This is a genomic window from Mycobacterium sp. (genome assembly GCF_965229265.1).
Classification (GTDB): domain Bacteria; phylum Actinomycetota; class Actinomycetes; order Mycobacteriales; family Mycobacteriaceae; genus Mycobacterium.
Map to the genome: position 1 here is coordinate 977,042 of NZ_CBDDIY010000013.1, position 24,086 is coordinate 1,001,127.

Here is a 24,086-nt window from a genome sequence, read left to right on the forward strand (position 1 = left end):
GACGATACTGTGGCCCCAAGTTACAGCCGGCCCAAGTTGCATCCAAGCGGTGGCCGTTTACTGTCGCGGTATGGCTATCGGTGGGGTCCTGTTCGACATCGATGGCGTGTTGGTCACCTCCTGGCAGCCGATCCCCGGTGCGGCCGAGGCTCTGGCGGTGCTCTCCGACCGCCAGGTTGCGCGGTCGTATCTGACCAACACCACCACCCGCACCCGCCAGCAGATCGCCGCGGCGCTGTGCCAGGCCGGCATCGAGGTGCGGCCCGACGAGGTGATTACCGCTGCGGTGCTGACCGCCGACTATGTGCGCGCCAACTATCCCGACGCCCGATGTTTCCTGGTCAACAATGGCCAGATCACCGATGACATGCCGGGCATCGACATCGTCGACTCGGTGATGTTCGACGACGGCATCGATCCCGGCGTTCCCGATGTCATCCTGCTGGGCGGGGCCGGCCCGGAATACAGCCACCGCACGTTGAGCCGGGTTTACGAGTGGATGGCCCAGGGTGTCCCGGTGGTGGCCATGCACCGCAGCACCGCGTGGACGACCACCGAGGGCCTGCGCATCGACACCGGCATGTACCTGATCGGGATGGAGCAGACCTCCGGGCGCAAGGCCGCCGCGGTCGGCAAGCCGGCGCCGGCGGGGTTCCTGGCGTCGGCGGCCCGGCTCGGCGTCGACCCCGACGAGATGTTCATGGTCGGCGACGATCTCAACAACGACGTGCTGGCCGCCCAGGTGGTCGGCATGACAGGGGTGCTGGTGCGCACCGGAAAGTTCCGCCAGGACACCCTGGACCGTTGGGCCGCAGACGAATTCGCAATGCAACCCAACCACGTTTTGGATTCGGTCGCCGACCTGCCGGGGTTGCTCGGGTTCTAGCGGCGACCCGGGGGCTCTAGCGGCGATGAGTTTCGCCGCCCGCGCCGGTCTACCCGAGCATGACCGAAACACTGATCGTGACCGCCACCATCGAGGCACCCGCCGCCGCCGTGTTCCGGGTGCTGGCCGACCCGAACACCCACCAGCACATCGACGGCACCGGATGGGTGCGCGAACCGCTGGACGGGCAGCCCCTGACCAGCGCCGGGCAGATCTTCCGGATGGCCATGTACCACGACGACCACCCCGACAAGCACTACCGGATGGCCAACCAGGTCATCGCGATCGAACCCGACCGGGTGATCGCCTGGGAGCCGGGTTGGGACAACCCCGACGGGTCCCTGGGGCTGGGCGGCTGGACGTGGCGCTATGACCTGGAACCGACCGGTGAGCGGCAGACCCGCGTGACCCTGACCTACGACTGGTCGAAGGCACCCGCCGAGGTCCGGGAGAACATGCAGTTCCCGCCGTTCCCGCTCGAGCACCTGGACAACTCGCTGGCCAACCTCGCCAACCTGTCGGTCGTCACTGCGACGACGTGAGCCCGCGGACCGCTTCGATCCGCGCCTTGAGCTGATCCCTGGTGGCCGCGGCCACCGGCGGTCCGCCACAGATCCGGCGTAGTTCGTTGTGGATCTGCCCGTGCGTCTTGCCGGTGCGGTGATGCGCCAGCGACACCAGGGTGTTGAGTTCGCGTCGGAGATCCCGCAGCTGACCGTGGGTGGTCGGCCGCGGCACCTCGCCGCTGGCGGTGCGCTTCGTCAGCTGTTCTTCCTGCCTGCGCCGCAACAGGTCTCGCATCGAATCGGCGTCGAGCAGCCCCGGGATGCCGAGGTAGTCCGCCTCCTCGTCACTGCCGGCCGGTGTCGCGGTGCCGAACGACGATCCGTCGAAGATCACCTGGTCGAGCTCGGCGTCGGCGCCGAGGTACTCGATCTTGTTCTCCTGGTCGTCGGCCTCGTCGCGCTTCTGCTTGGCCAGTTCGGCCTCGAGCGGGTCGTCGTCGAGGTTCTCGCGGTGCGGCTTGCCCAACACATGGTTGCGTTGCGCTTCCATCTCGCTGGCCAGCAGCAGCAGGTTGGGCACCGACGGCAGGAAGATGCACGCCGTCTCGCCCGGGCGCCGCGAGCGCACGAATCGGCCGATCGCCTGGGCGAAGAACAGCGGCGTCGACGCGCTGGTGGCGTACACACCGACCGCCAGCCGCGGCACGTCGACTCCTTCGGACACCATGCGCACGGCCACCAGCCAGCGTGAGGTGCTCGCCGAGAACTCGGAGATGCGGTCCGAGGAGCCCGGGTCGTCGGAGAGCACCACGGTCGGTGCCTCGCCGGTGATCTTCAGCAGCAGGTCGGCGTAGGCCCGGGCGGCGGTCTGGTCGGAGGCGATGATCATGCCGCCCGCGTCGGGCACGTGTTCGCGCAGGCCGCGCAGCCGAGTGTCGGCCGCGGCAATCACCGCGGGCATCCACTCGCCGGCCGGGTTGAGCGCGGTCTTCCAGGCCCGCGCGGTCTGCTCGGCGGTCAGCGGTTCACCGAGGCGGGCGGCGTGCTCTTCGCCCGCACTGTCGCGCCACCGGGCCTCCCCGGAGTAGGCCATGAACATCACCGGCCGCACAACGCCGTCGGCCAATGCCTCGGAATACCCGTAGACGTGGTCGGCCTGCGACCGGGCGAAACCGTCGGGCCCGGTCTCGTAGGTGACGAACGGGATCGCGCTGTCGTCGCTGCGGAACGGGGTGCCCGTCAGCGCCAGCCGGCGGGTGGCGTCGTCGAACGCCTCCCGCATGGCGTCGCCCCAGGTCTTGGCGTCGCCGCCGTGGTGGATCTCGTCGAAGACGACCAGGGTCCTGCGGTTCTCGGTGCGCACCCGGTGCCGGGTGGGGTGGCTGGCGACCTGGGCGTAGGTGACGACGACACCGTGGTAATCCGAGGACGTCTGCGAGTTGGAGTTGGAGAACTTGGGATCCAGGGCGATGCCGTGCCGGGCCGCGGCCTGCGCCCACTGGATCTTGAGGTGTTCGGTCGGGACGACGATCGTGACGGCCTCGACGGTGCCCTCGGCGAGCAGCTCGGCGACGATGCGCAGGGCGAAGGTGGTCTTGCCGGCGCCCGGTGTCGCCACCGCCAGGAAGTCGCGCGGTTTGGCGGTCAGGTACTTGACCAAAGCCCGCCGTTGCCAGCCCCGTAATGCCTGGGCGCTGGGCGCATCCACTGCCCGCACCCTGGGACTCCTCTCTGAACGAGATGGACTCTAGTGCAAGCGGATCCGCAGGCGCACCTCGATGCGGCGTGTCGTCAGGCGAAGAAGTTGTCGTTGCGGATGAAGAATTCGCGACGCTCGTCGTCGGTGAGGTCGCCGAGCGTGGCCAACCCTTCGAAGTAGTACTCGCGTGGCGCCCCGGGAGTGAACAGCATCAGGATCGAGGCCGGTTCGTCGGCCTCGTTGCGGAAGCCGTGGATGCCGCCCGGCGGCACGTACAGGTAGTCGCCGGTGGCCCCGTCGACCCAGTCGTGCCCGTCGTAGAGCCGCATCCGCCCCGACAGCACGAAGAAGGATTCCGCCATGGCCTTGTGGAAGTGCGGCCCCGGACCGCCGGCGGCGGGGGCGAGGTCGACGCGATACAGGCCGAAGTCGCCGTCGGTGGACTGCTGGCTGGCCAGGTAGCTGTACCTCACTCCCCAGCTCTCGTAATCCGGTGGGGTGTCGGCTTTGCGCAGCGTGGCGCTGACCTCGCCGGCGTCACCGTCGTACCGGGGCGGGGGATAGGGCGGCACATGCAGTGACATCGACCCCAGTGTGCACCTCAGCCGATCGGATACACCACACCCGTCAGGTCCTGCGACACCTGCCAGAGCCGCTGCTGGGCGGCGACGTCGTGGGACCGGCGGTTGGAGCCGACCAGCTTGGGGTGGCCGCGCAGCTCGAGGAAGCCGCCCGGTCCGTAGTACTGACCGCCGAGCACGTTCGGGTCGGTGGCGGCGCGCAGCGTCGGCAGTGCGCCCATCTCGGTGCTCTGCTCCAGCAATCGGAAGGCCTGCTGCACGCCGCGGGGCACGTGACGCGACAGTTCGGAGTTCGAGCCGCCCGGGTGTGCGGCGGTGGCGATGGTGTCGGTTCCGGCCAGCCGCCGCTGCAACTCGTAGGTGAACATCAGGTTGGCGAGTTTGGACTGCCCGTAGGCGGTCAAGGGGTTGTAGCTGCGCTCGGACTGCAGATCGTCGAACCGGATCCGGCCGAAGCGATGCCCGGTGCTGCTGACCGTGACCACCCGCGAGCCCTTGGCCGCGAGTATCCGGTCGAGCAACAGTCCGGTGAAGGCGAAGTGCCCCAGATGGTTGGTGCCGAACTGCAGCTCGAACCCGTCCTTGGTGGTTGCCTTCGGCGTCATCATCACGCCCGCGTTGTTGATCAGCAGGTCGATGCTGTCGTGGCCGGCGCGGAGTTGGTCGGCGGCGGCATGGATGGAATCCAGCGAGGTCAGGTCGAGTTCCTGCACGGTGACGTCGGCGCCGGGGTAGCGCCGGGCGATCAGGTCGGCTGCCGCCTTGCCCTTGTCGAGGTTGCGGACGGCGAGCACCACGCGGGCACCGCGGCCGGCCAGTGCACGGGCGGTCTCATAGCCCAGCCCGGTGTTGGCCCCGGTGATCACCACCGTGCGGCCGGTCTGGTCCGGAATGTCGGCGCAAGTCCAGGCGGGCATGGCATTCTCCTCATCTAGAATAGCTAAGCGGAGCGTGCGCCCCGGTTGTGCCAACTATACGGAACGCGCGCTCCGGTTTGTCAATGTGAGGGAGTGTGTGAGGTGTCGGAACCGGACCGGCCGCTGCGGGCTGACGCCGCGCGCAACCGTGCCCGGGTGCTCCAGGTCGCCTACGAAGTCTTCGCCGAACAGGGGCTATCGGTGCCCATCGACGAGATCGCCCGCAAGGCGGGTGTCGGGGCCGGCACCGTCTACCGGCACTTCCCGACCAAGGAGGCGCTGTTCGAGGCCGTCGTCGGCGACCGGATCCGCCAGGTCGTCGAGCGCGGGCAGGCCTTGCTGCGCGGTGACCCGTCGACCGCGCTGTTCGAATTCGTCCGCGAGATCGTCCGCAGCGGTTCCGCCGACCACGGGATGGTCGATGCGCTGGCCCGCTACGGCATCGATGTCGAGAAGGCCGCCCCCGGTGCCGAGGCGGAATTCCTGGCCGTCCTTGGTGAGCTGCTCTCGGCGGCACAGCGGGCCGGCGCGGTCCGTGCCGATGTCGGTGTGCCTGAACTCAAGGCGCTACTGGTCGTCTGCAAGAGCGGGCAGGAGTTCGGCGGCGGGGTCGCCGACCGGATCACGGACGTGATTGTGGACGGCTTACGCGCAGGGTGAACGCGTGGGGGCGGGCTTTGACCGGCCTTGCACTCGCCATGGTCGAGTGCTAAGAATGTGGTTGGCACTCCCGACCGGTGAGTGCTAGGTCGGGACGGTGAGACCAGAGCCGAACACAGCCATGGTCGTCCGTCGCGGGCACTGTGTCCGACCAAAGACGTGTAACCCCCAACCGGAGGATTCACTTCGCAATGTCCAAGATCATTGCTTACGACGAAGAGGCACGCCGCGGCCTCGAGCGGGGCCTCAACGCCCTCGCCGACGCGGTCAAGGTGACGCTGGGCCCCAAGGGTCGCAACGTCGTGCTGGAGAAGAAGTGGGGCGCCCCCACGATCACCAACGATGGTGTGTCCATCGCCAAGGAGATCGAGCTGGAGGACCCGTACGAGAAGATCGGCGCTGAGCTGGTCAAAGAGGTCGCCAAGAAGACCGACGACGTCGCTGGAGATGGCACCACCACCGCCACCGTCCTGGCTCAGGCCCTGGTTCGCGAAGGTCTGCGCAACGTCGCTGCCGGCGCCAACCCGCTCGGCCTGAAGCGCGGCATCGAGAAGGCCGTCGAGAAGGTCACCCAGACCCTGCTGGCCTCGGCCAAAGAGGTCGAGACCAAGGAGCAGATCGCGGCCACGGCCGGCATCTCCGCGGGCGACCAGACCATCGGCGATCTGATCGCCGAGGCCATGGACAAGGTTGGCAACGAGGGTGTCATCACCGTCGAGGAGTCCAACACCTTCGGCCTGCAGCTGGAGCTCACCGAGGGTATGCGCTTCGACAAGGGCTACATCTCGGGTTACTTCGTGACCGACGCCGAGCGTCAGGAAGCGGTCCTCGAGGATCCGTACATCCTGCTGGTGTCGTCGAAGGTCTCCACCGTCAAGGACCTGCTGCCGTTGCTGGAGAAGGTCATCCAGTCCGGCAAGCCGCTGCTGATCATCGCCGAGGACGTCGAGGGCGAAGCCCTGTCCACCCTGGTGGTCAACAAGATCCGTGGCACCTTCAAGTCTGTGGCCGTCAAGGCCCCGGGCTTCGGCGACCGCCGCAAGGCCATGCTGCAGGACATCGCGATCCTGACCGGTGGCCAGGTCGTCAGCGAAGAGGTCGGCCTCTCGCTCGAGACCGCCGACGTCACCCTGCTGGGCCAGGCCCGCAAGGTCGTCGTGACCAAGGACGAGACCACCATCGTCGAGGGTGCCGGTGACTCCGACGCCATTGCCGGTCGCGTGTCTCAGATCCGTGCCGAGATCGAGAACAGCGACTCCGACTACGACCGCGAGAAGCTGCAAGAGCGCCTGGCCAAGCTGGCCGGCGGTGTTGCGGTGATCAAGGCCGGAGCTGCCACCGAGGTGGAGCTCAAGGAGCGCAAGCACCGCATCGAAGATGCCGTGCGCAACGCCAAGGCTGCTGTCGAAGAGGGCATCGTCGCCGGTGGCGGCGTGGCTCTGCTGCAGGCGGCTCCCTCGCTCGACGAGCTCAAGCTCGAGGGTGACGAGGCCACCGGTGCCAACATCGTGCGCGTCGCGCTCGAGGCCCCGCTGAAGCAGATCGCCTTCAACGCCGGCCTGGAGCCGGGCGTTGTCGCCGAGAAGGTGCGCAACTCCCCGTCCGGAACCGGCCTGAACGCGGCCACCAACGAGTACGAGGACCTGCTCAAGGCCGGCGTCGCCGACCCGGTCAAGGTCACCCGCTCGGCGCTGCAGAACGCGGCGTCCATCGCGGCGCTGTTCCTCACCACCGAGGCCGTCGTCGCCGACAAGCCGGAGAAGGCCGCCGCACCCGCGGGCGACCCGACCGGTGGCATGGGCGGTATGGACTTCTAAGTCTGTCCAAACGAAGTGCCCGGCTCGCCTAGCGAGCCGGGCACTTTGCTGTGTGCCGAGCGTGCAGTTTCGTACGCGACACGCCGCCGAGCGCGTATCGATCCGCACACTCGCGACCCGGGTTGTGGATGCTTGTCCGCAACAGTCTCAACGCACTGCCATTCTTCGCGGATGCAGACCATCGCATGGCCGTTCATCGCGGCAGAGGCGCTGGCTGGCGAGGCGCTGACTTTTCGCGAACTGAGGCGATTCCACGCCGCGGTTTACCCCGGCGTCTGGGCTCCGCGCGACGCGTCCCTCTCCGCCATCGATCGTGCACGGGCCGCCTGTGGTCTGGTCGCAGAGGCGTGCTTGCCGGTCTGTCGGCTTCGGCGATGTTGGGCGCCAAGTGGATTGATCCCGACACACCCGCTGAGCTGATGCACACCAATCGCCGCCCACCACCTGGTGTCGTCGTCCACGCCGATCGGTTGATGCCCGCCGAGAGTCGTGAGGTGCTGGGACTTCCGATAACGACACCGGCACGCACGGCATTCGATCTCGGTCGACGGCTGGAGTTCACCTCGGCCGTGCAACGGATTGACGCCCTCCTGGCCGCGACCGACCTCACCGTCGATGCGGTCCACGCCGTCATCGCCGATCACCGCGGCTCGCGTGGGCTCGTGCAACTGCGCAAGGTACTCGATCTGGTCGACGGGGGATCGGAGTCGCCGTACGAGTCGTTGACACGGATTCTGCTTGTGCGCAACGGCTTTCCGCGGCCGGAGACCCAGGTTCGGGTAGGCGACGAGTGCGGGTTCGTGGTCGCGAGGCTCGACATGGGATGGCCGCAATGGCGGGTGGGCGTCGACTTCGACGGCGCCCATCATTGGACCGACCCGAAGCAGCGGTCCAGGGACATCGAGCGCTACGCGGAGCTGGCGGAGTTGGGCTGGATTGACGTCAGGCTCACCGCAGAGATGCTGCACAACAATCCGGCGGCATTCCTCGCCCGCGTCGGGTCAGCGTTGCTTGCCCGGGGGTGCCCACGCACCTGGTGAGTGTGCGCTTTCATCCGCGCGCCGCGGCGTGTTGCGTACGAAACCGCACACTCGGCGCCGGGCTCGTCAGCTCTCCAGTGGAATGCAGTCGTCGACGCAGCCGGGGCGGTGGGGCGGGGAGTCGGTCGTCGCACGCCGATGCAGCACCGCGCGCCGGGGAACGACCACCAGCTCGGCGTTCTCCTCCGGGCACAGGGCGTGCCCGTCGACGATCAGCGAGTAGCCACCCCGCTCACGCGGCGGCCACAGCAGCGTCACGTCGCCGTGTTCCGCGACGTTCGCGCGGGTCGCCTTGCCAACGGTCCCGACGTCGAACACCCCGCCGCGCAACACCGCATCCACCGCGACCGTATGCGCGTGGAAGTCGTTACCGACGGTGATCAGGTAGGCGAACGGGAAGTCGGCCAGCGTCTCGGCGAGCCGGTCCAAGTCGACGTTGACGCTCATGACACCGGCGCGGATTGCCGCCCGCGGATCAGGCGTCCGGGCCGGGCCCCGGTGGGCACACCGTTTTCGGCGATCACTTCGCCGGAGACGACGGTAGCGATGTAGCCGTCGGCGGTCTGGTCCAGTCGCCGGCCGCCGCCGGGCAGGTCGTAGGCGATCACCGGGCGGTGCAGCCTCAGCGTGGCCTCGTCGATCACGTTCAGATCGGCCTTGTAGCCCACCGCGATTCGCCCGCGGTCGGCCAGGCCCGCCACCCGCGCCGGCACCGAGGTCAGCTCGCGTACCGCGTCGGCCACGCTCAGTCGCCCGGACGCGCGGTCGCGCACCCAGTGCGTGAGCAGGTAGGTCGGATAGCTTGCATCGCAGATCATCCCGTAGTGCGCCCCGCCGTCACCCAAGCCCAGGATGACGTCGTCGCGACGAAGCAACTCGGCCACCGTATCCAGCGAGTTGTCGCGGAAGTTGGCCAGCGTCACCAGCAGCATGGCGTGCCCGTCGTCGTCGAGGACGCGGTCGTAGGCCTCCTCCAGTGGGCTCACGCCCCGCGCGCTGGCCCGCGCCGCGATGGACTCCGACGGGTCGGGCTCGTAGTTCGGCGGCTCCCCCAGTGGATAGATGTAGTCCCAGGCCTGAACGGCGAACATCAGCGGATGCCCGGTACCGGCCGGATTGTCGGACAGAATGCGTTCCCGCACTTCGGGTTTGCGCATCTCGGCGACCCGCTCGGCCAGCGGAAGCCCGGCGATCTCCTGGTAGCTGGGGTAGAGCACGAACGGATTGCCGCTCAACTCCAACCCGAGAACCAGCCCGACCGGGCGCGGGAAGATCTGCGCGGTCACGTCCCCGCCGTTCGCGTTGGCCTTCTCCACCATCGTCAGTGCGTCGAGGTAGTACGGCTCGCCGGCGTTGCCGACCGCCAGCGTGAACGTCACCGGCAGCCCGACCTCGGCGGCGACCTCGAACACCGTCCGCAGCGCGGGCTCGTAGTCGCCGGCGACCAGGTCGGGTACGAACTGGATGAGCCCGCCCCCGGCGTCGTCGACGCCACGGGCGATCGCCTCGATCTCGGCCTGGGCGGCGTCGTAGCTCGGGATCGGCTTGCCGCTCTCGGACTTGTGGATGGTCAGCCGCGACGACGCGAAGCCCAGCGCGCCGACCTCGACGGCCTCGGCGGCGAGCTTGCGCATCTGGGCCAGATCTTCGGCGGTCGCGGGTTCGCGGTCCACTCCGCGCTGACCCATGACGTACACCCGCAGCGGCGAGTGCGGCAGCAGCGCCGCCACATCAATGTCGCGGCGCCCGGCGTCGATGGCGTCGAGGAACTCGGGGAAGGTCTGCCAGGTCCAGGGCAGACCGTCGACCATCACCACGCCGGGGATGTCTTCCACCCCGGCCATGAGATCCACCAGGACGTCGTGGTCCTCGGTGCGGCACGGGGCGAACCCCACGCCGCAGTTGCCCATCAACGCGGTGGTCACCCCATGCGCCGACGACGGTGTGAGCCGGTCCGACCAGATCGCCTGACCGTCATAGTGAGTGTGCAGGTCGACGAAGCCAGGGGTGACGAGCAGCCCGGTGGCGTCGATCTCCCGGGTCCCCGTTCCGTCGACGGTGCCGACTGCCACGATGACTCCATCGGATACGGCGACGTCGCCTTGGTAGGGCTCGCCACCGAGACCATCGACGATCGCGCCGTTGCGAATGACCAGGTCGTAACTCATACCGAGAGATTACGTCGTCCCCACCTGCCAGGATGGCGGGTGTGATCGATCATTTCGGAATCAACTGTGCCGACTACGCCGCGTCCCGGGAGTTCTACGACAAGGTGCTGCACGTGCTGGGCTACGACCGGGTGATGGATGTCGGCCCGGCGGTGGGCTACGGCGTCGGCGGTCATCCCGACTTCTGGATCTCGGATGCCTCCGCGGGCGAGGTCACCGGGCCCAACCGCGAGATGCATATCGCGTTCTCGGCCAAGGACGTCGAGTCGGTGCAGGCGTTCTACGACACCGCCCTGGCGTTGGGCGCTGAATCGTTGCACGCTCCGCGGCTGTGGCCGGAGTATCACCCTGGCTACTACGGCGCGTTCGTCCGCGATCCCGACGGCAATAACGTCGAAGCGGTGTTCCATGGTGCGAAGCCCGAGGCTCAGACCCCGGTCAACCCCGCGTAGCGTCGGACCTATGGCTGACTCCCTCAATGACGCAGACGCCGCCCGCGAACTCCTGCGGGATGCCTTCAGCCGCATCATCGAGCACGTCGACGACCTGACTGACGACCTGACCGACGAGGTGTCGTTCTTCCGGCCGACCGCGACCGCCAACAGCATCGCCTGGCTGATCTGGCACAGCGCACGGGTGCAGGACGCGCAACTTGCCGATATCGCCGGAACCGAGCAGGTGTGGTTCAGCGGCGAGTGGGTGGACCGTTTCAATCTGGACCTCCCGCGCGACGCGCACGGCTACGGCCACACCGCCGAGGAGGTCGGCAAGGTTCGGGTTCCCGCGGACCTGCTGGCCGGCTACTACCACGCGGTGCACAAGGCGGCACTCGAGTACATCGCCAGTGTCAGCACCGAGGAACTCGCCCGGGTGGTCGACACGAACTGGAATCCGCCGGTGACGGCGAGCGTCCGGTTGGTCAGCATCATCGACGACTGCGTTCAGCATCTCGGGCAGGCCGCCTACGTGCGGGGCATCGCGCGCTGACCGCCCGGTCATTGCGGTGGTGGCCGCTGGCCGGCGTGGCCCTGATGGTGCTGCTCGGGGTGGCGGTTCGGGGCGGGTCGACGCCGCTGGACGACTGGTTTCAGCGGGCCCATGGCAGTGCTCTGCGGTGGCTGCTGTTCTTCAGCGACTACCGCACCGTCGGGGTGCTCCTGCTGGGCGCACTGACGGTCACCCTGCTGCGGCGCCGATGGCTGCCGGCAGTGTTCTTCGTGGCAACTCCCGTTGTGGCGGTGTGGCTTTCGCGTGTACTCAAGCACGCCTTTGGCCGGGTGAAGGGCGATGCGGTGGCCTACCCCAGCGGGCACACGACCCTGATGGTGGTGGCCTTGGGGCTGGTGATCCTGGCCGCCGGTGCGCGGCTGTGGATTGTCCTGGTTGGCATCGGCTGGGCACTGTTGGGCATGCTCGGCCAGGCGGTCACCTACCACTACTTCACCGACACCATCGGTGGCCTGCTGCTGGGTAGCTCGCTGGTGTGCGTGGTCGCGGCGCTCGACGAATACGCCTAACACCGTTCGTTCACCGTTACGTCACCTGGTTGTCGAGTGCGCACGATAATTTGCCATGCGTGTCACTAGAGACCAACGGCTACACGATTTTCGACGACGACGATGACGACCCGGTGTTGCTCGACGCCTCGGGTCTGGCTGTCGACACGTGGCGGGAGAACTACCCGTACGAACATCGGATGTCCCGCAGCGAATACGAGGAGCAGAAGCGGCTGCTGCAGATCGAGCTGCTGAAGCTGCAGAAGTGGAGCCAGGCCCACGGCTTACGGCACGTCTTCGTCTTCGAAGGCCGTGACGCCGCAGGCAAGGGCGGCACCATCAAGCGCTTCATGGAGCACCTCAACCCGCGTGGTGCCCGCGTGGTCGCCCTGGAGAAGCCCACCGAGAAGGAAACCACCCAGTGGTACTTCCAGCGTTACGTCAACCACCTGCCGGCGGCCGGGGAGATCGTGATGTTCGACCGGTCCTGGTACAACCGGGCCGGGGTGGAGCGCGTGATGGGTTACTGCACTCCCAAACAGCATGCTGAGTTCATCCGGCAGGCGCCGCTGTTCGAGCAGATGCTGGTCAACGACGGCATCAGCCTGACCAAGCTGTGGTTCTCGGTCTCGTCTTCCGAGCAGCGCACCCGGTTCACCATCCGCCAGGTCGACCCGGTGCGGCAGTGGAAGCTGTCGCCGACGGATCTGGCCTCCTTGGACAAGTGGCACGACTACACGGCCGCCAAGGAAGACATGTTCGCCTGGACGGATACCGAGATCGCGCCGTGGACCGTCATCAAGAGCAACGACAAGAAACGCGCCCGCATCAACGCGATGCGCCACGTGCTGAGTAAGTTCAACTATGACAACAAAGACCATGAGGTGGTCGGCCAGCCCGATCCCCTGATTGTGGGACGCGCGACTCACTCCGATTGACGTGTACGCGTCCTTGTTGAGGAGGACGCGTGCGGTTCGTGGCGACGTTCCTGATGTGGGTCGTCACGACGGTCCTGGTGGCGGTGGCGCTGCCGGTGGCATGGGTGCAGCAGAACCTGGTTGACGCCGACGGCTACGCGGCGTTGGTGCAGAAGGCCGCCGCCGACCCGGGGCTGCAGGCGGCGATGGCGTCGGAGCTGACGTCGCAGGTGGGCCGGCTGGGTAGCGGCGTCAACACCGGCACCGTGAGTCTGGTCGCCGCGACCTACACGTCGAGTTCGTCGTTCCCCGCCCAGTTCGCCCAGGCGAACCGGTTTGCCCACAGCTGGCTGTTCACCGACCAAGTCCGGTCGAGCGTGGACGAGCAGGGGCGGTGGGTGATCGACATCGCGCCGATGCTGTCCGACGCGGCATTCAAGCAGACGTTGAGCGACTACAACATCACTGTGCCGACGGCGGCACCAATTCCGTTGACGGACAACGCTCCCGCGGTGTTGCGGCCTGGTTTGTTGCGGTCAGTCGCGACGTACGGCCCATGGGTCAGCGTCGGACTGGCGGTGCTGGCCGGTCTGGCCGCGCTGATGACCCTGTTCATTGCCCGAAGCCGCGGCAAGATGCTTGTTGCGCTGGGGGTATCGGGGCTGCTGGTCGGTGCGGCAGGTTGGGCGGCAATCGAATTCGGCCGCCGCTCCCTCGATGCGGTGTTGGACAACACCTCGGGAGACATAAGGGGAATCGGCGATGCCGTCGTGAACACCGCTGTGAATAGCATGCACCAGTGGCTGAACATCAGCCTGATCGCCGGCGGCGGCTTGGTGATCATCGGGGTGATCGTGTCGCTGCTGGTAAGCCTGGCCAGAACGAATTAGGTGCGATTGATGCGGGTAACAGGGCTAAGGCGGCAATGCGGTACGACGGGGCCGCGCGTCTAACTGCTTGCGCTCACAGCGGGCATTCGTATCGGTCGTGGCCTCGCGTTGGGGTTCGGCACCGGTGGTCAGGGTGGCTGGGCTGCAACGGAATTCGGCCAGATCATCGGTGATCTCTGCGACACGGGCCGCCAGCCGGTCGACGGACAGTGCCTGGCTGGTCAGCGGATGTGACGTGATCTTGGTGAAGCTGAACCGATACAGTCGCACCGCCCGCGGAGATCGCTACCCGGCATCCGTCTGGCGGGCGTTCGCGCCGGCGACCCGCAGATCCTGCATGTCGTCCATTTTGCCCCCGGCGTCGGGCCAATCTGGGATCTTTGTTTGCTACCGGTGTAGCTCAACCCCACGCAGGGAGGCGTTAGATGCGAGACTCGCGCGGTCGCAGTGGCGAGGCGAAGGCACCGGTGCCCCGTTCGTCCAGGAAATTCTCCGCGCGAGCTGCGACATTCGTCGGTCGGGTCGGCGCACCGGCATTTGCCGTCGGCGTGGGCGCCGCGGTGTTGACAGGCGCAGGAGTCGCGTGGGCCGATACCGCGTCACCCGGGCCGAACGCGTCTTCTGTCAGCAATGGGGGCGGGGGACCGGCCTCGACGACGGCCGTGACGCGCGCCGGTGGCGGACCGACCCATAGGACAGGCGGGGTTGCGGCTCAGCAGACGCGCCTCTCCGGTGCTCGATCCGGCGCACCTGCCCGCAGCGCCACCGGTCGCTTCAGGTTGAGTCCGGTGGCCACGTCGGCGCTGGACGGGGCCACGAGCGCGACCGCGGAGTCGCGCTCCCCGATCGGTAGTGGTTCACCCGCGGTGCCGTCTGATTCGGGTCTGGCACCGGTCATTGCCGGCACCCGGCGCACCATGGCAACGGCCACGAGCGCGACCGCGAACTCATCACCACTGTTGTTCGGCGCCAACCCGATCACGGTGGCACCGACCGTCCAGTGGAACGCCGGGGTATTCACCGGCAATGCCAACGCCACCGACGCATCGGGTAACCCGTTGACCTACAGCATGGTTGGTGCACCCAGCCTGGGCGGCAAGCTCGGCAACGGACCGGTACTGCCGCTCGTGGCCTTCGACGACAACGGCGATTTCACCTACCTCCCCACTGGCGCGGCGCTCACCGATCCGGCGGCTCACGAGACCTTCACGATCCGGGTCTCGGAGTTGACGCCGTTCGACCAGGCCCTGGAGAACCTGTTGGGCGAGGCGGGCCCGCTGGTGCCGCTCGCGGTGAGCGTCATCCACGACATTCCTATCGTCGGCACCGTGCTGTCACCGATCATCGGTGCATCACGGGTGGTGACGTTCACCGTCAACCCGAACACCCTGGCCGCGGGCCGCCCGACAGCGTTCACCTACATGATGCCTTCCTTCGACGACACCTTGATCAGCCTGAACTTCTTCCCAGCGGTGAACGTCGCTACCGGCGCGGCGGTATCGGCTCCGACGATACTGGCGGCGTCGGGCTTGGCAACCAAGTCCAACTCCGACCCCACCACGGTCTTCGGACAGATGGACCTCTGGAGTGAACAATTAGGTTCGGCCACACCAGGAATCGCGCCCTTGCGCAGCGATTCGTTCACCAATCCGGTCACCGGTGCGACATACAGCGGCGGCGGCGGCTACAACGTCGTTACGTGGGATCCCCGCGGCGAGTACGCATCCGGAGGACAGCTGGAGATCGACAACCCGATGTTCGAGGGGCGAGACGTCTCCTCGATCATTTCCTGGCTGTCCAGCGCCGATAATCCCGCCCGGCTGCAAGTGGCGATGGATCCGAATGCTCCCGCCAATCCCTTGGTCGGAATGACCGGTGGCTCTTACGGTGGCGGCATTCAGCTGACCACCGTGGATCCCCGGATCAAGGCCCTCGTCCCCGAGATCGGTTGGAATTCACTGCTCAGCTCGCTCTACCCGAATAGCAACCAGTTCAAGACCGGCTTCGGGACGATCATGGCCGCGGCGCTGGCATTGACCGGAGCGCGGGTCAACCCGACCATCTACGCCGGCGTCATCACCGGTCTGCTGACCGGCTACTTGACTCAGTCCCAGCAGGCACTGATGGGTAGTGTGGGTCCCACCGCCCTCTTGAGCCAACTACGGACGCCCACGTTGCTGTTCCAGGGGATGCAGGACTTGTTGTTCACTCTCCAGCAAGCAACAGACACCGCTCAAGCGCTGTTGGCCAACCCGTACTCTCCGCCGGTCAAACTGGTGTGGTTCTGCGGCGGCCACGGAACGTGCGATTCCATGACTCCCGCCCAGATGCATGCCCAAGACGATCAAGGGATCATCGACAACCTCAAGTGGCTCGACCAGTACGTCGCCGGCAACGGGGCAGCGGCCGCGACGATCCCGAACTTCCAGTGGTACGACCAGCAAGGCAACTACTTCGCATCGCAGCTGTTCCCCTTCCAGGCCGGGTTCGCCAGCGCCAACCCGGTCAGCGTCACAGGTTCAGGCGGTCTGCTGGGCATCGTGCCGGTGATCGGCGGCTCCGGCCCAGGCCTCACGGCGTTGCCCTTCTCCCTGCCCAACCCGGCCAAGGCATGGAATGCGCTCAACTCCACGGCAACGATTCCGGTCGGTGCACAGGTGGTGGGCGCCCCGGTGTTGAGCTTCGACTACACCGGCCTGGGGACCGGCCGCACCGTTTATGCGCAGCTGGTGGATGGCAGCACCGGAGACGTCGTCGGTCACATGGTCACGCCCATCCCGGTCACCCTGGACGGGCAACACCACACGGTGACTATCCCGATGGAATCCATCGCGTTCACCTCGTACGCAAACGACGACTCGATGACCCTGCAGATCACCAGCTCGGCGATCAACTACGAGAACTTCTACAGCCTCGGGTTGGTCGACATCTCCAACGTCAAGCTCACTTTGCCGGTCCGGGCTTGACCCGTCATCGAGCCGGCCCCACCTGCCCTGCCGTCAGATGTTGGGATCGTCGCGGTGCGGTGTCGGGACTCCGCGGCTGCGCAAGTTCAGCGTCGCGTTGGTCCGCATGATCTGGCCCATGCTCTTGACGTCCAGCGTCCCGAAGACAAAGTTGGCCAGCCCGAACGGCATGATCGTCGCCAACGGGCCGCGGCAGTACTCCAGGAAAAAGATGTGGTCCTCAATACTGGCGGTGAATGCCTCCCACGGCCGGGTGATCAGAAAGTCGCCGGCCTTGACGTCCTTGGCGACCAGCTCTGTCGCTGAGGCATTACGAGACGAGCCGGACAGGATCGTGTCGTAGTAGGTAACCGGATGCCGCCCCGTGTGCCCGGTTGAGGCCACGGGCACGCCCATCAACCCGATGTACTCGTTGCGGCGCGCGAAGACCATCTTCACCTGGTACATGACGAACCCGGCCGGGGTCATGACCCATGGCATGTCCGTCTGGATCATGTCCCCGTACCGCGCGACCAGATCGTGCTCGAGGTCGGCCGCGATCTGCGGAACGGGCTTGCCCACGTGCTGCAGCGCGAGGTCGCGGAGTTCGTAGGGGTCAAAGGCGTAGCGCGTCATTGTTTCTCCTAGTGCCGGTGGTGGACGGTCATCGGTATGCCGGTGAGGGCCCGCATCGGGCCGAACCCCTGCAGGCCTGGTTCGACTGTGAATCCCGGAGCCAGCTGAAACTCCAGGCGCTGGTGAAAGGCTGCCAGAACCAGCGTTGCTTCCAGGATCGCGAAGCGTTCGCCGATGCAGCGGCGTGCACCGAGCGCGAACGGAGCGAAGGCCTCGGCCGGCCGGCCCGCCGAACGCTCCGGCGTGAAGCGGTCGGGGTCGAATTCGTCTGGGTGATCCCAAAACTCCGGGTGCCGCTGGGTGAGGAAGAACAGCGGTTGAACGATGGCTTTGCGGGGGACGAGGTATCCGCCCACGACACCGTCGGCCACCGCCTCGCGAGAGGTCCCCCATGCCGGCGGTAGTAGCCGCAGGGTCTCCAAGACGACTCGGCGGGTGAAGTCCAGTTGTTCGACGTCGTCTGGGGTGGGGGCACGGTCACCGAGAGCGTCTGCTTCGGCCTCCACCCGCTGGCGCGCCTCGGGATGCTGACTCAGGAAATGAAACGCGAAACCCAATGTGGTGGCTGTTGTTTCGTGGCCCGCGTTGAGCAGGGTCCACATCTCGTCGCGCAGTTCGCCGGCAGAGAGTTCGCCGTTGTCCACGGCTGTGATCAACTTGCCGAGAACGTTCTCGGTCTCGCCGCGTTGCCGCGCGTCGTCGATCAGGTCGTCGATGGTGCCGAACATGACCTTCAACGCCTTCTTGGTCTTGCGGTTGACTCGCGTCGGCACCCAGATCGGGGGAGGGAACAGCGAGTTCATCGCGTTGTCGGCGTACTCGGCGGTTTCCCACAGTGCGGCGCTCAGCGGGATCGCCCGGTCGAGAATGTCGTCGCCGAAGAATGACCGGCAGGCAACGTCCATTGCGACGCGTGCCATCTCGGGAACGATGTCGAAGGCGGGCTCGCCGGCACGGATCGCCATCCGATCGGTGAAATCAACTGCAGCGCCGCTGATGTGCACCAGCAACTTGCCGAGTGCTCGGTGAGTGAACGACCGCGATACCAACTTGCGGTTCTTGCGCCAAGTCTCGCCCTCGCTGAAGAACAGTCCGTTGCCGCCGATGACCTTGAGTCGTTCGAACGCGATGCCCTTGGGATAGTTGTCCACGTTCTTGACGAGGATCTCCCGGTAGTGCTCCGGTCGGATCGTCCATACCTGCGGTCGGGGCCACATGTCGATATACCCGATATCGCCGTACTGTGCGACTACTCGGCGATAGTAGCCGAGCGGGTCGGCGCGCAACTCGCGGAAGAACTTGAGCGGGTTGGTATAACGGGGACCGGGCGGCAGCGGTGCGTTGTAGGTGTCTGGCCCCTTCTCAATGACTGTTGACACGGTTTCCTCCTGCCAGGTGCATGCGGACGATGAACAATGCGGGCAGCACCGCCCAGCCCGCGTTGATGACCAGCAGCAGACCTATTTGACGTCCCGTGATGCCCGGGAAGGCCGCTTGGGTCAGGAACACCACCAGGCTGGTGGTGATGATCATCGACGACACGACGATGGTCGCCGTACGAAACCACGGGGTGTCCTGCCGGTGTAGCAGGTACATCACCAGTGACAGCGCCCAGAACGGGTTGAACAGGAAGTCCTGGAAGTCCATGACCACGACGTACCAGTCGGGCATGGTCGACCAGAACGGGTCGATGGCGAAGTAGTCGGTCCAGGCGCCGTCGGTCTTGACCGACGCGGTGCAGGTCGGCAGATTGTGCCAACCCCCGCACGGCACAAGGAGCATCAGCTCCAGGACGAAGACCAACAACAGCAAGACCAGACAGCCCACGATGAGTTGGTCCAGTGTCGACAGGGATCTCACGCCGCGGCTCGACTGCGTCATGGTTACGACCCTAGCCTCTTCGCCATATATTTTGCAAATAGTTTCGCAAAAAGGTCCGGTTGGGTGTTTGCCCCTTGTGTTACGCCAAAAGCCCGGCAGCGCAAGATGTTCGCTGCCGGGCCGGCTGGTGTCGAAGGGGGTTAGAGCAATGCCATGGCGAGTGCCACGACAGCCATGTAGACGAGTGTGGGTGCTGATATCAAAGTGATTGTCTTGATCATGCCGGTACTCCTGGTTGGGCTCCGATGCCGTCTACGGCGTAGCGCAGAAAGCGATCGAAGGCGATGTCGGGGTCGAAATCGGATGGCGTGAGTTCAAGTTGGCGCAGGGTGGTGATCCGGTCGTTGCCTCGGTCGCCTTGCAGTGCCCGCATGTAGCGCGACAACGACGATTCGCCCCGCGCTACCAGTTCGGCTTCGCGCAGCTCCTGCTCGACGTAGCCGACGACGGTGTTGATGAGAAATCCGTGAGCGAAACCCGCGGCGCGCGGCTCGAACCCGAAGTCGACCAGGGTTCGTGTTGCGTGCGCGAACCGCTCGAAGTCGGGATCGATTGCGGTATGGGCGAACTCGACCAGGTCCGGGTTCCGGCGCAGCACCCCCCGGTAGTAGTGGGCCAACGCGGTAAGCCAACTGCGCCAAGACTGGCCGGCCGGGGTGGGCCATTCGCCAACCGTGGGAGCCGTCAACTCGGCGCCAATCTGACGCAACGCATCGAGTCCGCCCACATGGCGGTACAAGGTCGTGACATCCACGCCTAGCTGGCCGGCCACGGCGGCCATGGAGAGACTTTCGGTCGCGCTGACGCGGCGCACGGCATCAGCGATCTTGTCCGGGGTGACCGAGGGTGCGCGCCCGCGGCGTGACTTGGTCGTTGTCATGCCGACACTCTACCTCAATTTTGAGAATTCTATTGCAAATCAATATGCATTAAGTATAGCGTCGGCGGCTAGGCCGACTCCGCGGTGTGCCGGCTCGGTCACTGGTTCGACACCGAACTCAATGGAGAGATCATGGTTGCCAAAAGTGTTGGAAAAAGCCACATTTCCCTGCGATATGGGGGTCTCGCGACAACTGTGCTGGGCGGTATGGTTGCCGCGCTGGTGGTAGCTCCGAACGCGTCGGCGACCTCATCGGAGTTGCAGGCGAGCGTCGACGACGTGCTGGCCGCCCAGCAGCAAGCCGCCGTCGCGGCCGGTGCGCTGCCGTACGTCACCGCTGCCGACCGGACCCTCCTACCGGCCTACACCCAGAATGTCGCCTACTCGGAGCTGCAACTACTGCTGGCCGGGCGGGATCCGGCTAATCCGTACCTGCTGCGCATCGCCGACATGCTCAACGGGGCGGGCAGCGATCCACGGACGCGCCCCCTGCAGATCAACCCCGACAACGTATACGGCTATACCCTCTTGGATCCCAGCGGCACCTACGTCATGACGGGACGGGTGGGCCAGGGGACCGATCTGAACATTTCACTGCAGGCCGGTCTGTCAGCTGCGAACTCGTTGCCGGCCACCGTAGCGAACCTGAACATCAACCAGTTGCAGATCAACCCCGATGGCACCTACACGGTCACCATCAGCGCCACACCTCAGGAGGGCAACTGGCTTCCGCTGACCAATGGCGCCAACTCGGTCATCGTCCGCGACAGCCTGTCGGACTGGAGTGCGACACCGGGGCGGGTCACCATCAAACGAGTGGACACCTCCTCGCCGCCGCAGGTGATCCCACCCGCGTTGACGCCCGGTGAGACCAAGGCAATCCTGGACACGATCGCGGCCAGCGTGAAGCAGGACAGCATCAAGGGTCAACAGTTGGTCGGCCAGGTGTTCTATCTGCCGGCCAACACCACCACGCCGATCCGGGAATCATCGGGTGCGGTAACGGGTCTGACCGCGCAGGCATCGGTGTGGGGAAACTACAAACTCCAGCCCGGACAGGCGCTGATCGTGACCGTGCCGACCATCGAGGCGGACTATACGGGTGCCGAGATCACCGATGTGTTCACCCAGACCCTGCCGTGGCAGTCACATCAGACCAGTCTGTCCAACGCCCAGGTCATTCCGGATGCCGACGGCTACACCCGCTATGTGATCAGCCCTACTGATCCCGGTGTGCCCAACTGGCTCGATTCCTCCGGCTATGACCAGGGCAGCATCGTGCTGCGCTGGCAGAACTATCCGGGAGCGCTACCGACCGGCACGCCCACCACGCAGGTAGTCGACGTCGCCGCCGTGCGTGACTACCTCCCCACCGACACCGCTGTGGTCACTCCAGAGCAGCGATCGGACCAGATCTCGCTCCGCTCGGCCGAAGTCGGCTACATGCTCTCGGCGAGCAAAGACAGCTCGTGGATCACCCTCAATCTTGCTGTCGACGATCTCAAGTCGCAGATCGGCACGAGCACCTTCAACCAGGTATTCGGCTCTCAAGACGTCTCATCACTGGTGAGCCGGCTTGGGCCGGTGAGCATCTCAGCTGTCCTCAATCAGGCGATGATGATCCTGCGCGATCCGGTGCAGAGCCTGGCGGGCCTGATCAAGGTGCTTCCAGCCGCGATTGACGAAATCGCCTTACCGACGACGCTTGCCCTGGCGCGCGCCATCAAGGTGGTCAGCGCCGCGGTCGACGAGGCGACGACGGCCGCACGGTCGGGTGAAGCGCTCGGCGTGGTGAAGGCGATCGAACACGGTGTTGAGGGTTTGGCTTCGGTGGCCGTGCAGACGGTCTCCGACCCCACCACCAGCATCACCGCGGGCCTACTCAACGCGCGTGACGACATCACGTTCGGTCTGACCTACGCCCAGCGCGCCGCCGCGACAAAACAACCGACCACGCCGACTGCGGCGGTGACGGCGGTTACGAGTTCGCATGCGTCGTCGGGCAGCGCGCGTGAGCGCACCGTGGCCGCATCGTCGATGCCGCAGAAAGACAACGCGACAGGCGCAGCCGGCCCGCGTCGCCCCTCGGGCACCGCGCACGCGGCCAAACGGAGGGCAGGGTCGACCAGCGCCGGCTAGCGGGGATAGCTCTCAGCCCAGCATGCGGTGCAGGAACGAGTAGCTCAGCGCGGATTTGAACGCGGTCTGCGCGTTGTCCGCCGCGCCGGCGTGGCCACCTTCGATGTTCTCGTAGTACCAGACATCGTGGCCAGCCTCCTCCAGCGCGGCCGTCATCTTGCGGGCATGGCCGGGATGCACCCGGTCATCGCGTGTCGAGGTGGTGATCAGCACTGGGGGATAACGTTTCTCGGCCGAAATGTTCTGATACGGCGAGTACTCGGAGATGAAGGCCCAGTCCTCGAGATCGTCGGGATCACCGTACTCGGCCACCCACGACGCCCCGGCCAGCAGCAGATGGAACCGCTTCATGTCCAGCAGCGGCACCTGGCACACCAGCGCCCCGAACAGCTCGGGGTACTTCGTCAACATGATGCCCATCAGCAATCCGCCGTTGCTGCCACCTTGTGCGCCCAGTTGCGCGACGGTCGTGATGCCGCGCTCGACAAGATCACGGGCCACCGCGGCGAAGTCCTCGGCCACCTTGTGTCGTCCCTCGCGCATCGCCTGGGTATGCCAGGTCGGCCCGTACTCGCCGCCGCCACGGATATTTGCCAGCACATACGTCCCGCCCCGCGAGAGCCACAGCCGCCCGAGCACGCCGTCATAGCCGGGAGTGCGGGACACCTCGAACCCGCCGTAGCCGCCCAGCAGCGTCGGCCCCGCAGCTCGATTGTGCTTGTGGCCCACCACGAAATACGGCACCGCGGTGCCGTCGTCGGAGGTCGCGAAGTGCTGCGCCACCTCCAGGTCGGCAGCGTCGAAGAATGACGGTGCCCGCTTGATCTCGGTCAACTCACCACCGGCGACACCGTGCAGCAACCGGGACGGCGTGACGAAATCGCTGGAATCCAGGAAGATCTCGTCACCGGTGTCGTCGGCCGCGACGATGACCGTATTGTCGCCGAGGCCCGACACTGGTTCCCGTGTCCAGCTTCCCGGTGTGACAATCTCCACCCGGCTGGCGACATCGGCCAGCGTCACCAGGAGCAGCCGATCAAGGGTCCAGGAGTACTGGTGCAGGCAGGTGTGCTCGTCGGGTTCGAAGACCACCGTCACGTCCGCGGTGCCGTCGATGAACCGCTCGTAGTCGGCCGCGAGCAGCGACCCGGCGCGGTAGCACGCGGTGCCGGTCAGCCAGTCGGTGCGCAGCTCGATGAGCAGCCACTCGCGGTGCACCGACAGGGTGGCGTCGGTGGGGGCGTCGATGCGCACCAGCTCCCCTAAACGCAGCTGGTACACCTGGTCGTTGAAGAAATCGACGGCCCGGTGCAGCAGGGTGCGTTCGAATCCCGGTGTGCGGTCCACCGATGCCCCGACGATGACGTCGGTGACCGGTCCGGTGAACAGCGTCTCGGCATCGGCCAGCGGCTGGCCGCGTCGCCAGCGCTTGACCACCCGCGGATAGCCCGATTCAGTCATGGAGCCGGGCCCGAAGTCGGTACCCACCAGCACCGTGTCGGGGTCCTCCCACGACACCCGCGACTTGGCCTCGGGAAGCTCGAACCCGTCGGTCACGAATTCGCGCCTCACCATGTCGAATTCGCGCACGATCGCCGCGTCCGAGCCGCCGCGTGAGAGGCTGACCAGCGCCCGCGTGTGCTCCGGCTCGATGACGTCGGCTCCGGCCCACACCCAGTTCTCGCCGTCGGCGACCGCCAGAGCGTCGACATCGATGATGACGTCCCAGTCCGGGCTCTGCGTCCGGTAGCTCTCCAGCGTGGTGCGCTGCCACAGCCCCCGCGGGTTGGCCGCATCGCGCCAGAAGTTGTAGAGGTACTCGCCGCGCCGGCGCACGTACGGGATGCGTGCGTCGGTGTCGAGCACCTCCAGCGCCTCGGTGCGCAACTGCTCGAACGTCTCGCCGCTGAACTCGGCGATGGTCGGATCGTTGTGCTTGCGCACCCAATCCAACTGCTCGTCACCGGCGATCTCTTCGAGCCAGAGGTAGGGGTCGTCTTCGGCCATGCCCACCATTGTGGCCGCAGG

At 66.2% G+C, this 24,086-nt stretch carries 22 protein-coding genes and 1 pseudogene; 12 read left to right on the plus strand and 11 right to left on the minus strand.

Features of this window, described 5'->3' with window-relative positions:
* Window positions 1–70 precede the first annotated feature (70 nt).
* Together ADBZ9K_RS26580 and ADBZ9K_RS26585 are read left to right on the plus strand one after the other, a co-directional pair.
* Window positions 71–886 carry an HAD-IIA family hydrolase gene (locus ADBZ9K_RS26580; RefSeq protein ID WP_526625282.1) on the plus strand — a complete coding sequence of 272 codons (816 nt, stop codon included), beginning with the start codon at window positions 71–73 and terminating at the stop codon, window positions 884–886.
* 59 nt (window positions 887–945) lie between these two features.
* Complete coding sequence (locus ADBZ9K_RS26585; RefSeq protein WP_526625283.1) at window positions 946–1,428, plus strand: SRPBCC family protein; 483 nt, start codon at window positions 946–948, stop codon at window positions 1,426–1,428.
* On the opposite strand, the gene ADBZ9K_RS26590 is transcribed toward ADBZ9K_RS26585, so the two are convergent.
* From ADBZ9K_RS26590 to ADBZ9K_RS26600, 3 genes are all read right to left on the minus strand, one after another.
* Complete coding sequence (locus ADBZ9K_RS26590) at window positions 1,412–3,109, minus strand: DEAD/DEAH box helicase (RefSeq protein WP_526625284.1); 1,698 nt, start codon at window positions 3,107–3,109, stop codon at window positions 1,412–1,414. The genes ADBZ9K_RS26585 and ADBZ9K_RS26590 overlap by 17 nt on opposite strands.
* 74 nt (window positions 3,110–3,183) lie before the next feature.
* Window positions 3,184–3,675, minus strand: a complete 492-nt coding sequence (locus tag ADBZ9K_RS26595) for a cupin domain-containing protein (protein ID WP_526625285.1) — start codon at window positions 3,673–3,675, stop codon at window positions 3,184–3,186.
* A 17-nt stretch (window positions 3,676–3,692) separates the two neighbouring features.
* On the minus strand, window positions 3,693–4,589 hold the full coding sequence (locus tag ADBZ9K_RS26600) for an SDR family oxidoreductase (protein WP_526625287.1): 897 nt from the start codon (window positions 4,587–4,589) through the stop codon (window positions 3,693–3,695).
* A 102-nt stretch (window positions 4,590–4,691) separates the two neighbouring features.
* Between ADBZ9K_RS26600 and ADBZ9K_RS26605 the strand changes: the two genes are divergently transcribed.
* The 3 genes and pseudogenes from ADBZ9K_RS26605 to ADBZ9K_RS26615 all read left to right on the plus strand — a co-directional run bounded on the left by ADBZ9K_RS26605 (window position 4,692) and on the right by ADBZ9K_RS26615 (window position 8,106).
* On the plus strand, window positions 4,692–5,249 hold the full coding sequence (locus ADBZ9K_RS26605; RefSeq protein WP_526625288.1) for a TetR/AcrR family transcriptional regulator: 558 nt from the start codon (window positions 4,692–4,694) through the stop codon (window positions 5,247–5,249).
* 191 nt (window positions 5,250–5,440) lie between these two features.
* Window positions 5,441–7,066, plus strand: a complete 1,626-nt coding sequence (gene groL, locus ADBZ9K_RS26610) for a chaperonin GroEL (RefSeq protein WP_526625290.1) — start codon at window positions 5,441–5,443, stop codon at window positions 7,064–7,066.
* A 171-nt stretch (window positions 7,067–7,237) separates the two neighbouring features.
* Window positions 7,238–8,106 (plus strand): annotated as a pseudogene (locus tag ADBZ9K_RS26615) (endonuclease domain-containing protein).
* Window positions 8,107–8,172: 66 nt separating this feature from the next.
* Here the strand turns inward: ADBZ9K_RS26615 and ADBZ9K_RS26620 are convergent.
* Together ADBZ9K_RS26620 and ADBZ9K_RS26625 are read right to left on the minus strand one after the other, a co-directional pair.
* Window positions 8,173–8,553 carry a pyridoxamine 5'-phosphate oxidase family protein gene (locus ADBZ9K_RS26620; protein ID WP_526625291.1) on the minus strand — a complete coding sequence of 127 codons (381 nt, stop codon included), beginning with the start codon at window positions 8,551–8,553 and terminating at the stop codon, window positions 8,173–8,175.
* Window positions 8,550–10,274, minus strand: coding sequence for an N-acyl-D-amino-acid deacylase family protein (locus ADBZ9K_RS26625; protein WP_526625292.1), 1,725 nt, complete (start codon window positions 10,272–10,274; stop codon window positions 8,550–8,552). Before ADBZ9K_RS26625 ends, ADBZ9K_RS26620 begins: the two co-directional genes overlap by 4 nt.
* A gap of 41 nt (window positions 10,275–10,315) precedes the next feature.
* On the opposite strand from ADBZ9K_RS26625, the gene ADBZ9K_RS26630 reads away from it, so the two are divergent.
* Genes ADBZ9K_RS26630 through ADBZ9K_RS26650 form a run of 5 tightly spaced genes read left to right on the plus strand, consistent with a single transcriptional unit; the run spans window position 10,316 to window position 13,577 of the window.
* Entirely contained in the window at window positions 10,316–10,726 is a 411-nt protein-coding gene (locus tag ADBZ9K_RS26630; protein ID WP_526625293.1) for a VOC family protein, read from the plus strand.
* Between the two features lie 10 nt (window positions 10,727–10,736).
* Entirely contained in the window at window positions 10,737–11,261 is a 525-nt protein-coding gene (locus ADBZ9K_RS26635; protein ID WP_526625294.1) for a mycothiol transferase, read from the plus strand.
* Between the two features lie 44 nt (window positions 11,262–11,305).
* Entirely contained in the window at window positions 11,306–11,791 is a 486-nt protein-coding gene (locus tag ADBZ9K_RS26640) for a phosphatase PAP2 family protein (protein ID WP_526625651.1), read from the plus strand.
* Window positions 11,792–11,850: 59 nt separating this feature from the next.
* Window positions 11,851–12,708, plus strand: a complete 858-nt coding sequence (gene ppk2, locus ADBZ9K_RS26645; RefSeq protein ID WP_526625295.1) for a polyphosphate kinase 2 — start codon at window positions 11,851–11,853, stop codon at window positions 12,706–12,708.
* 29 nt (window positions 12,709–12,737) lie between these two features.
* Window positions 12,738–13,577: a hypothetical protein gene (locus ADBZ9K_RS26650; protein WP_526625296.1), complete on the plus strand. Its 840-nt coding sequence runs from the start codon at window positions 12,738–12,740 to the stop codon at window positions 13,575–13,577.
* Window positions 13,578–13,601: 24 nt separating this feature from the next.
* On the opposite strand, the gene ADBZ9K_RS26655 is transcribed toward ADBZ9K_RS26650, so the two are convergent.
* Window positions 13,602–13,847, minus strand: coding sequence for a hypothetical protein (locus ADBZ9K_RS26655; protein WP_526625297.1), 246 nt, complete (start codon window positions 13,845–13,847; stop codon window positions 13,602–13,604).
* A 518-nt stretch (window positions 13,848–14,365) separates the two neighbouring features.
* On the opposite strand from ADBZ9K_RS26655, the gene ADBZ9K_RS26660 reads away from it, so the two are divergent.
* Entirely contained in the window at window positions 14,366–16,543 is a 2,178-nt protein-coding gene (locus tag ADBZ9K_RS26660; protein WP_526625298.1) for a CocE/NonD family hydrolase, read from the plus strand.
* 33 nt (window positions 16,544–16,576) lie between these two features.
* On the opposite strand, the gene ADBZ9K_RS26665 is transcribed toward ADBZ9K_RS26660, so the two are convergent.
* The 4 genes from ADBZ9K_RS26665 to ADBZ9K_RS26680 all read right to left on the minus strand — a co-directional run bounded on the left by ADBZ9K_RS26665 (window position 16,577) and on the right by ADBZ9K_RS26680 (window position 19,919).
* Complete coding sequence (locus ADBZ9K_RS26665; RefSeq protein ID WP_526625299.1) at window positions 16,577–17,158, minus strand: hypothetical protein; 582 nt, start codon at window positions 17,156–17,158, stop codon at window positions 16,577–16,579.
* Between the two features lie 8 nt (window positions 17,159–17,166).
* Window positions 17,167–18,537 carry a cytochrome P450 gene (locus ADBZ9K_RS26670; RefSeq protein ID WP_526625300.1) on the minus strand — a complete coding sequence of 457 codons (1,371 nt, stop codon included), beginning with the start codon at window positions 18,535–18,537 and terminating at the stop codon, window positions 17,167–17,169.
* Window positions 18,521–19,039 carry a hypothetical protein gene (locus ADBZ9K_RS26675; RefSeq protein ID WP_526625302.1) on the minus strand — a complete coding sequence of 173 codons (519 nt, stop codon included), beginning with the start codon at window positions 19,037–19,039 and terminating at the stop codon, window positions 18,521–18,523. Before ADBZ9K_RS26675 ends, ADBZ9K_RS26670 begins: the two co-directional genes overlap by 17 nt.
* A 217-nt stretch (window positions 19,040–19,256) precedes the next feature.
* On the minus strand, window positions 19,257–19,919 hold the full coding sequence (locus tag ADBZ9K_RS26680) for a hypothetical protein (protein WP_526625303.1): 663 nt from the start codon (window positions 19,917–19,919) through the stop codon (window positions 19,257–19,259).
* 207 nt (window positions 19,920–20,126) lie between these two features.
* Between ADBZ9K_RS26680 and ADBZ9K_RS26685 the strand changes: the two genes are divergently transcribed.
* Window positions 20,127–22,058: a DUF1214 domain-containing protein gene (locus tag ADBZ9K_RS26685; protein ID WP_526625304.1), complete on the plus strand. Its 1,932-nt coding sequence runs from the start codon at window positions 20,127–20,129 to the stop codon at window positions 22,056–22,058.
* Between the two features lie 12 nt (window positions 22,059–22,070).
* Here ADBZ9K_RS26685 and ADBZ9K_RS26690 read toward each other — a convergent pair whose 3' ends face one another.
* The gene (locus ADBZ9K_RS26690) at window positions 22,071–24,074 is read right to left on the minus strand and encodes a prolyl oligopeptidase family serine peptidase (protein ID WP_526625306.1); all 2,004 of its coding nucleotides are present in this window, start codon (window positions 24,072–24,074) and stop codon (window positions 22,071–22,073) included.
* Between the last annotated feature and the right edge of the window lie 12 nt (window positions 24,075–24,086).

Coding starts and splice junctions, on each gene's coding strand:
- ADBZ9K_RS26580 (WP_526625282.1), top strand. CDS start 71: ATGGCTATCGGTGGGGTCCTGTTCGACATCGATGGCGTGTTGGTCACC.
- ADBZ9K_RS26585 (WP_526625283.1), top strand. CDS start 946: ATGACCGAAACACTGATCGTGACCGCCACCATCGAGGCACCCGCCGCC.
- ADBZ9K_RS26595 (WP_526625285.1), bottom strand. CDS start 3,675: ATGTCACTGCATGTGCCGCCCTATCCCCCGCCCCGGTACGACGGTGAC.
- ADBZ9K_RS26600 (WP_526625287.1), bottom strand. CDS start 4,589: ATGCCCGCCTGGACTTGCGCCGACATTCCGGACCAGACCGGCCGCACG.
- groL (WP_526625290.1), top strand. CDS start 5,441: ATGTCCAAGATCATTGCTTACGACGAAGAGGCACGCCGCGGCCTCGAG.
- ADBZ9K_RS26620 (WP_526625291.1), bottom strand. CDS start 8,553: ATGAGCGTCAACGTCGACTTGGACCGGCTCGCCGAGACGCTGGCCGAC.
- ADBZ9K_RS26625 (WP_526625292.1), bottom strand. CDS start 10,274: ATGAGTTACGACCTGGTCATTCGCAACGGCGCGATCGTCGATGGTCTC.
- ADBZ9K_RS26635 (WP_526625294.1), top strand. CDS start 10,737: ATGGCTGACTCCCTCAATGACGCAGACGCCGCCCGCGAACTCCTGCGG.
- ADBZ9K_RS26640 (WP_526625651.1), top strand. CDS start 11,306: ATGGTGCTGCTCGGGGTGGCGGTTCGGGGCGGGTCGACGCCGCTGGAC.
- ADBZ9K_RS26665 (WP_526625299.1), bottom strand. CDS start 17,158: ATGACGCGCTACGCCTTTGACCCCTACGAACTCCGCGACCTCGCGCTG.
- ADBZ9K_RS26675 (WP_526625302.1), bottom strand. CDS start 19,039: ATGACGCAGTCGAGCCGCGGCGTGAGATCCCTGTCGACACTGGACCAA.
- ADBZ9K_RS26680 (WP_526625303.1), bottom strand. CDS start 19,919: ATGACAACGACCAAGTCACGCCGCGGGCGCGCACCCTCGGTCACCCCG.
- ADBZ9K_RS26685 (WP_526625304.1), top strand. CDS start 20,127: ATGGTTGCCGCGCTGGTGGTAGCTCCGAACGCGTCGGCGACCTCATCG.
- ADBZ9K_RS26690 (WP_526625306.1), bottom strand. CDS start 24,074: ATGGTGGGCATGGCCGAAGACGACCCCTACCTCTGGCTCGAAGAGATC.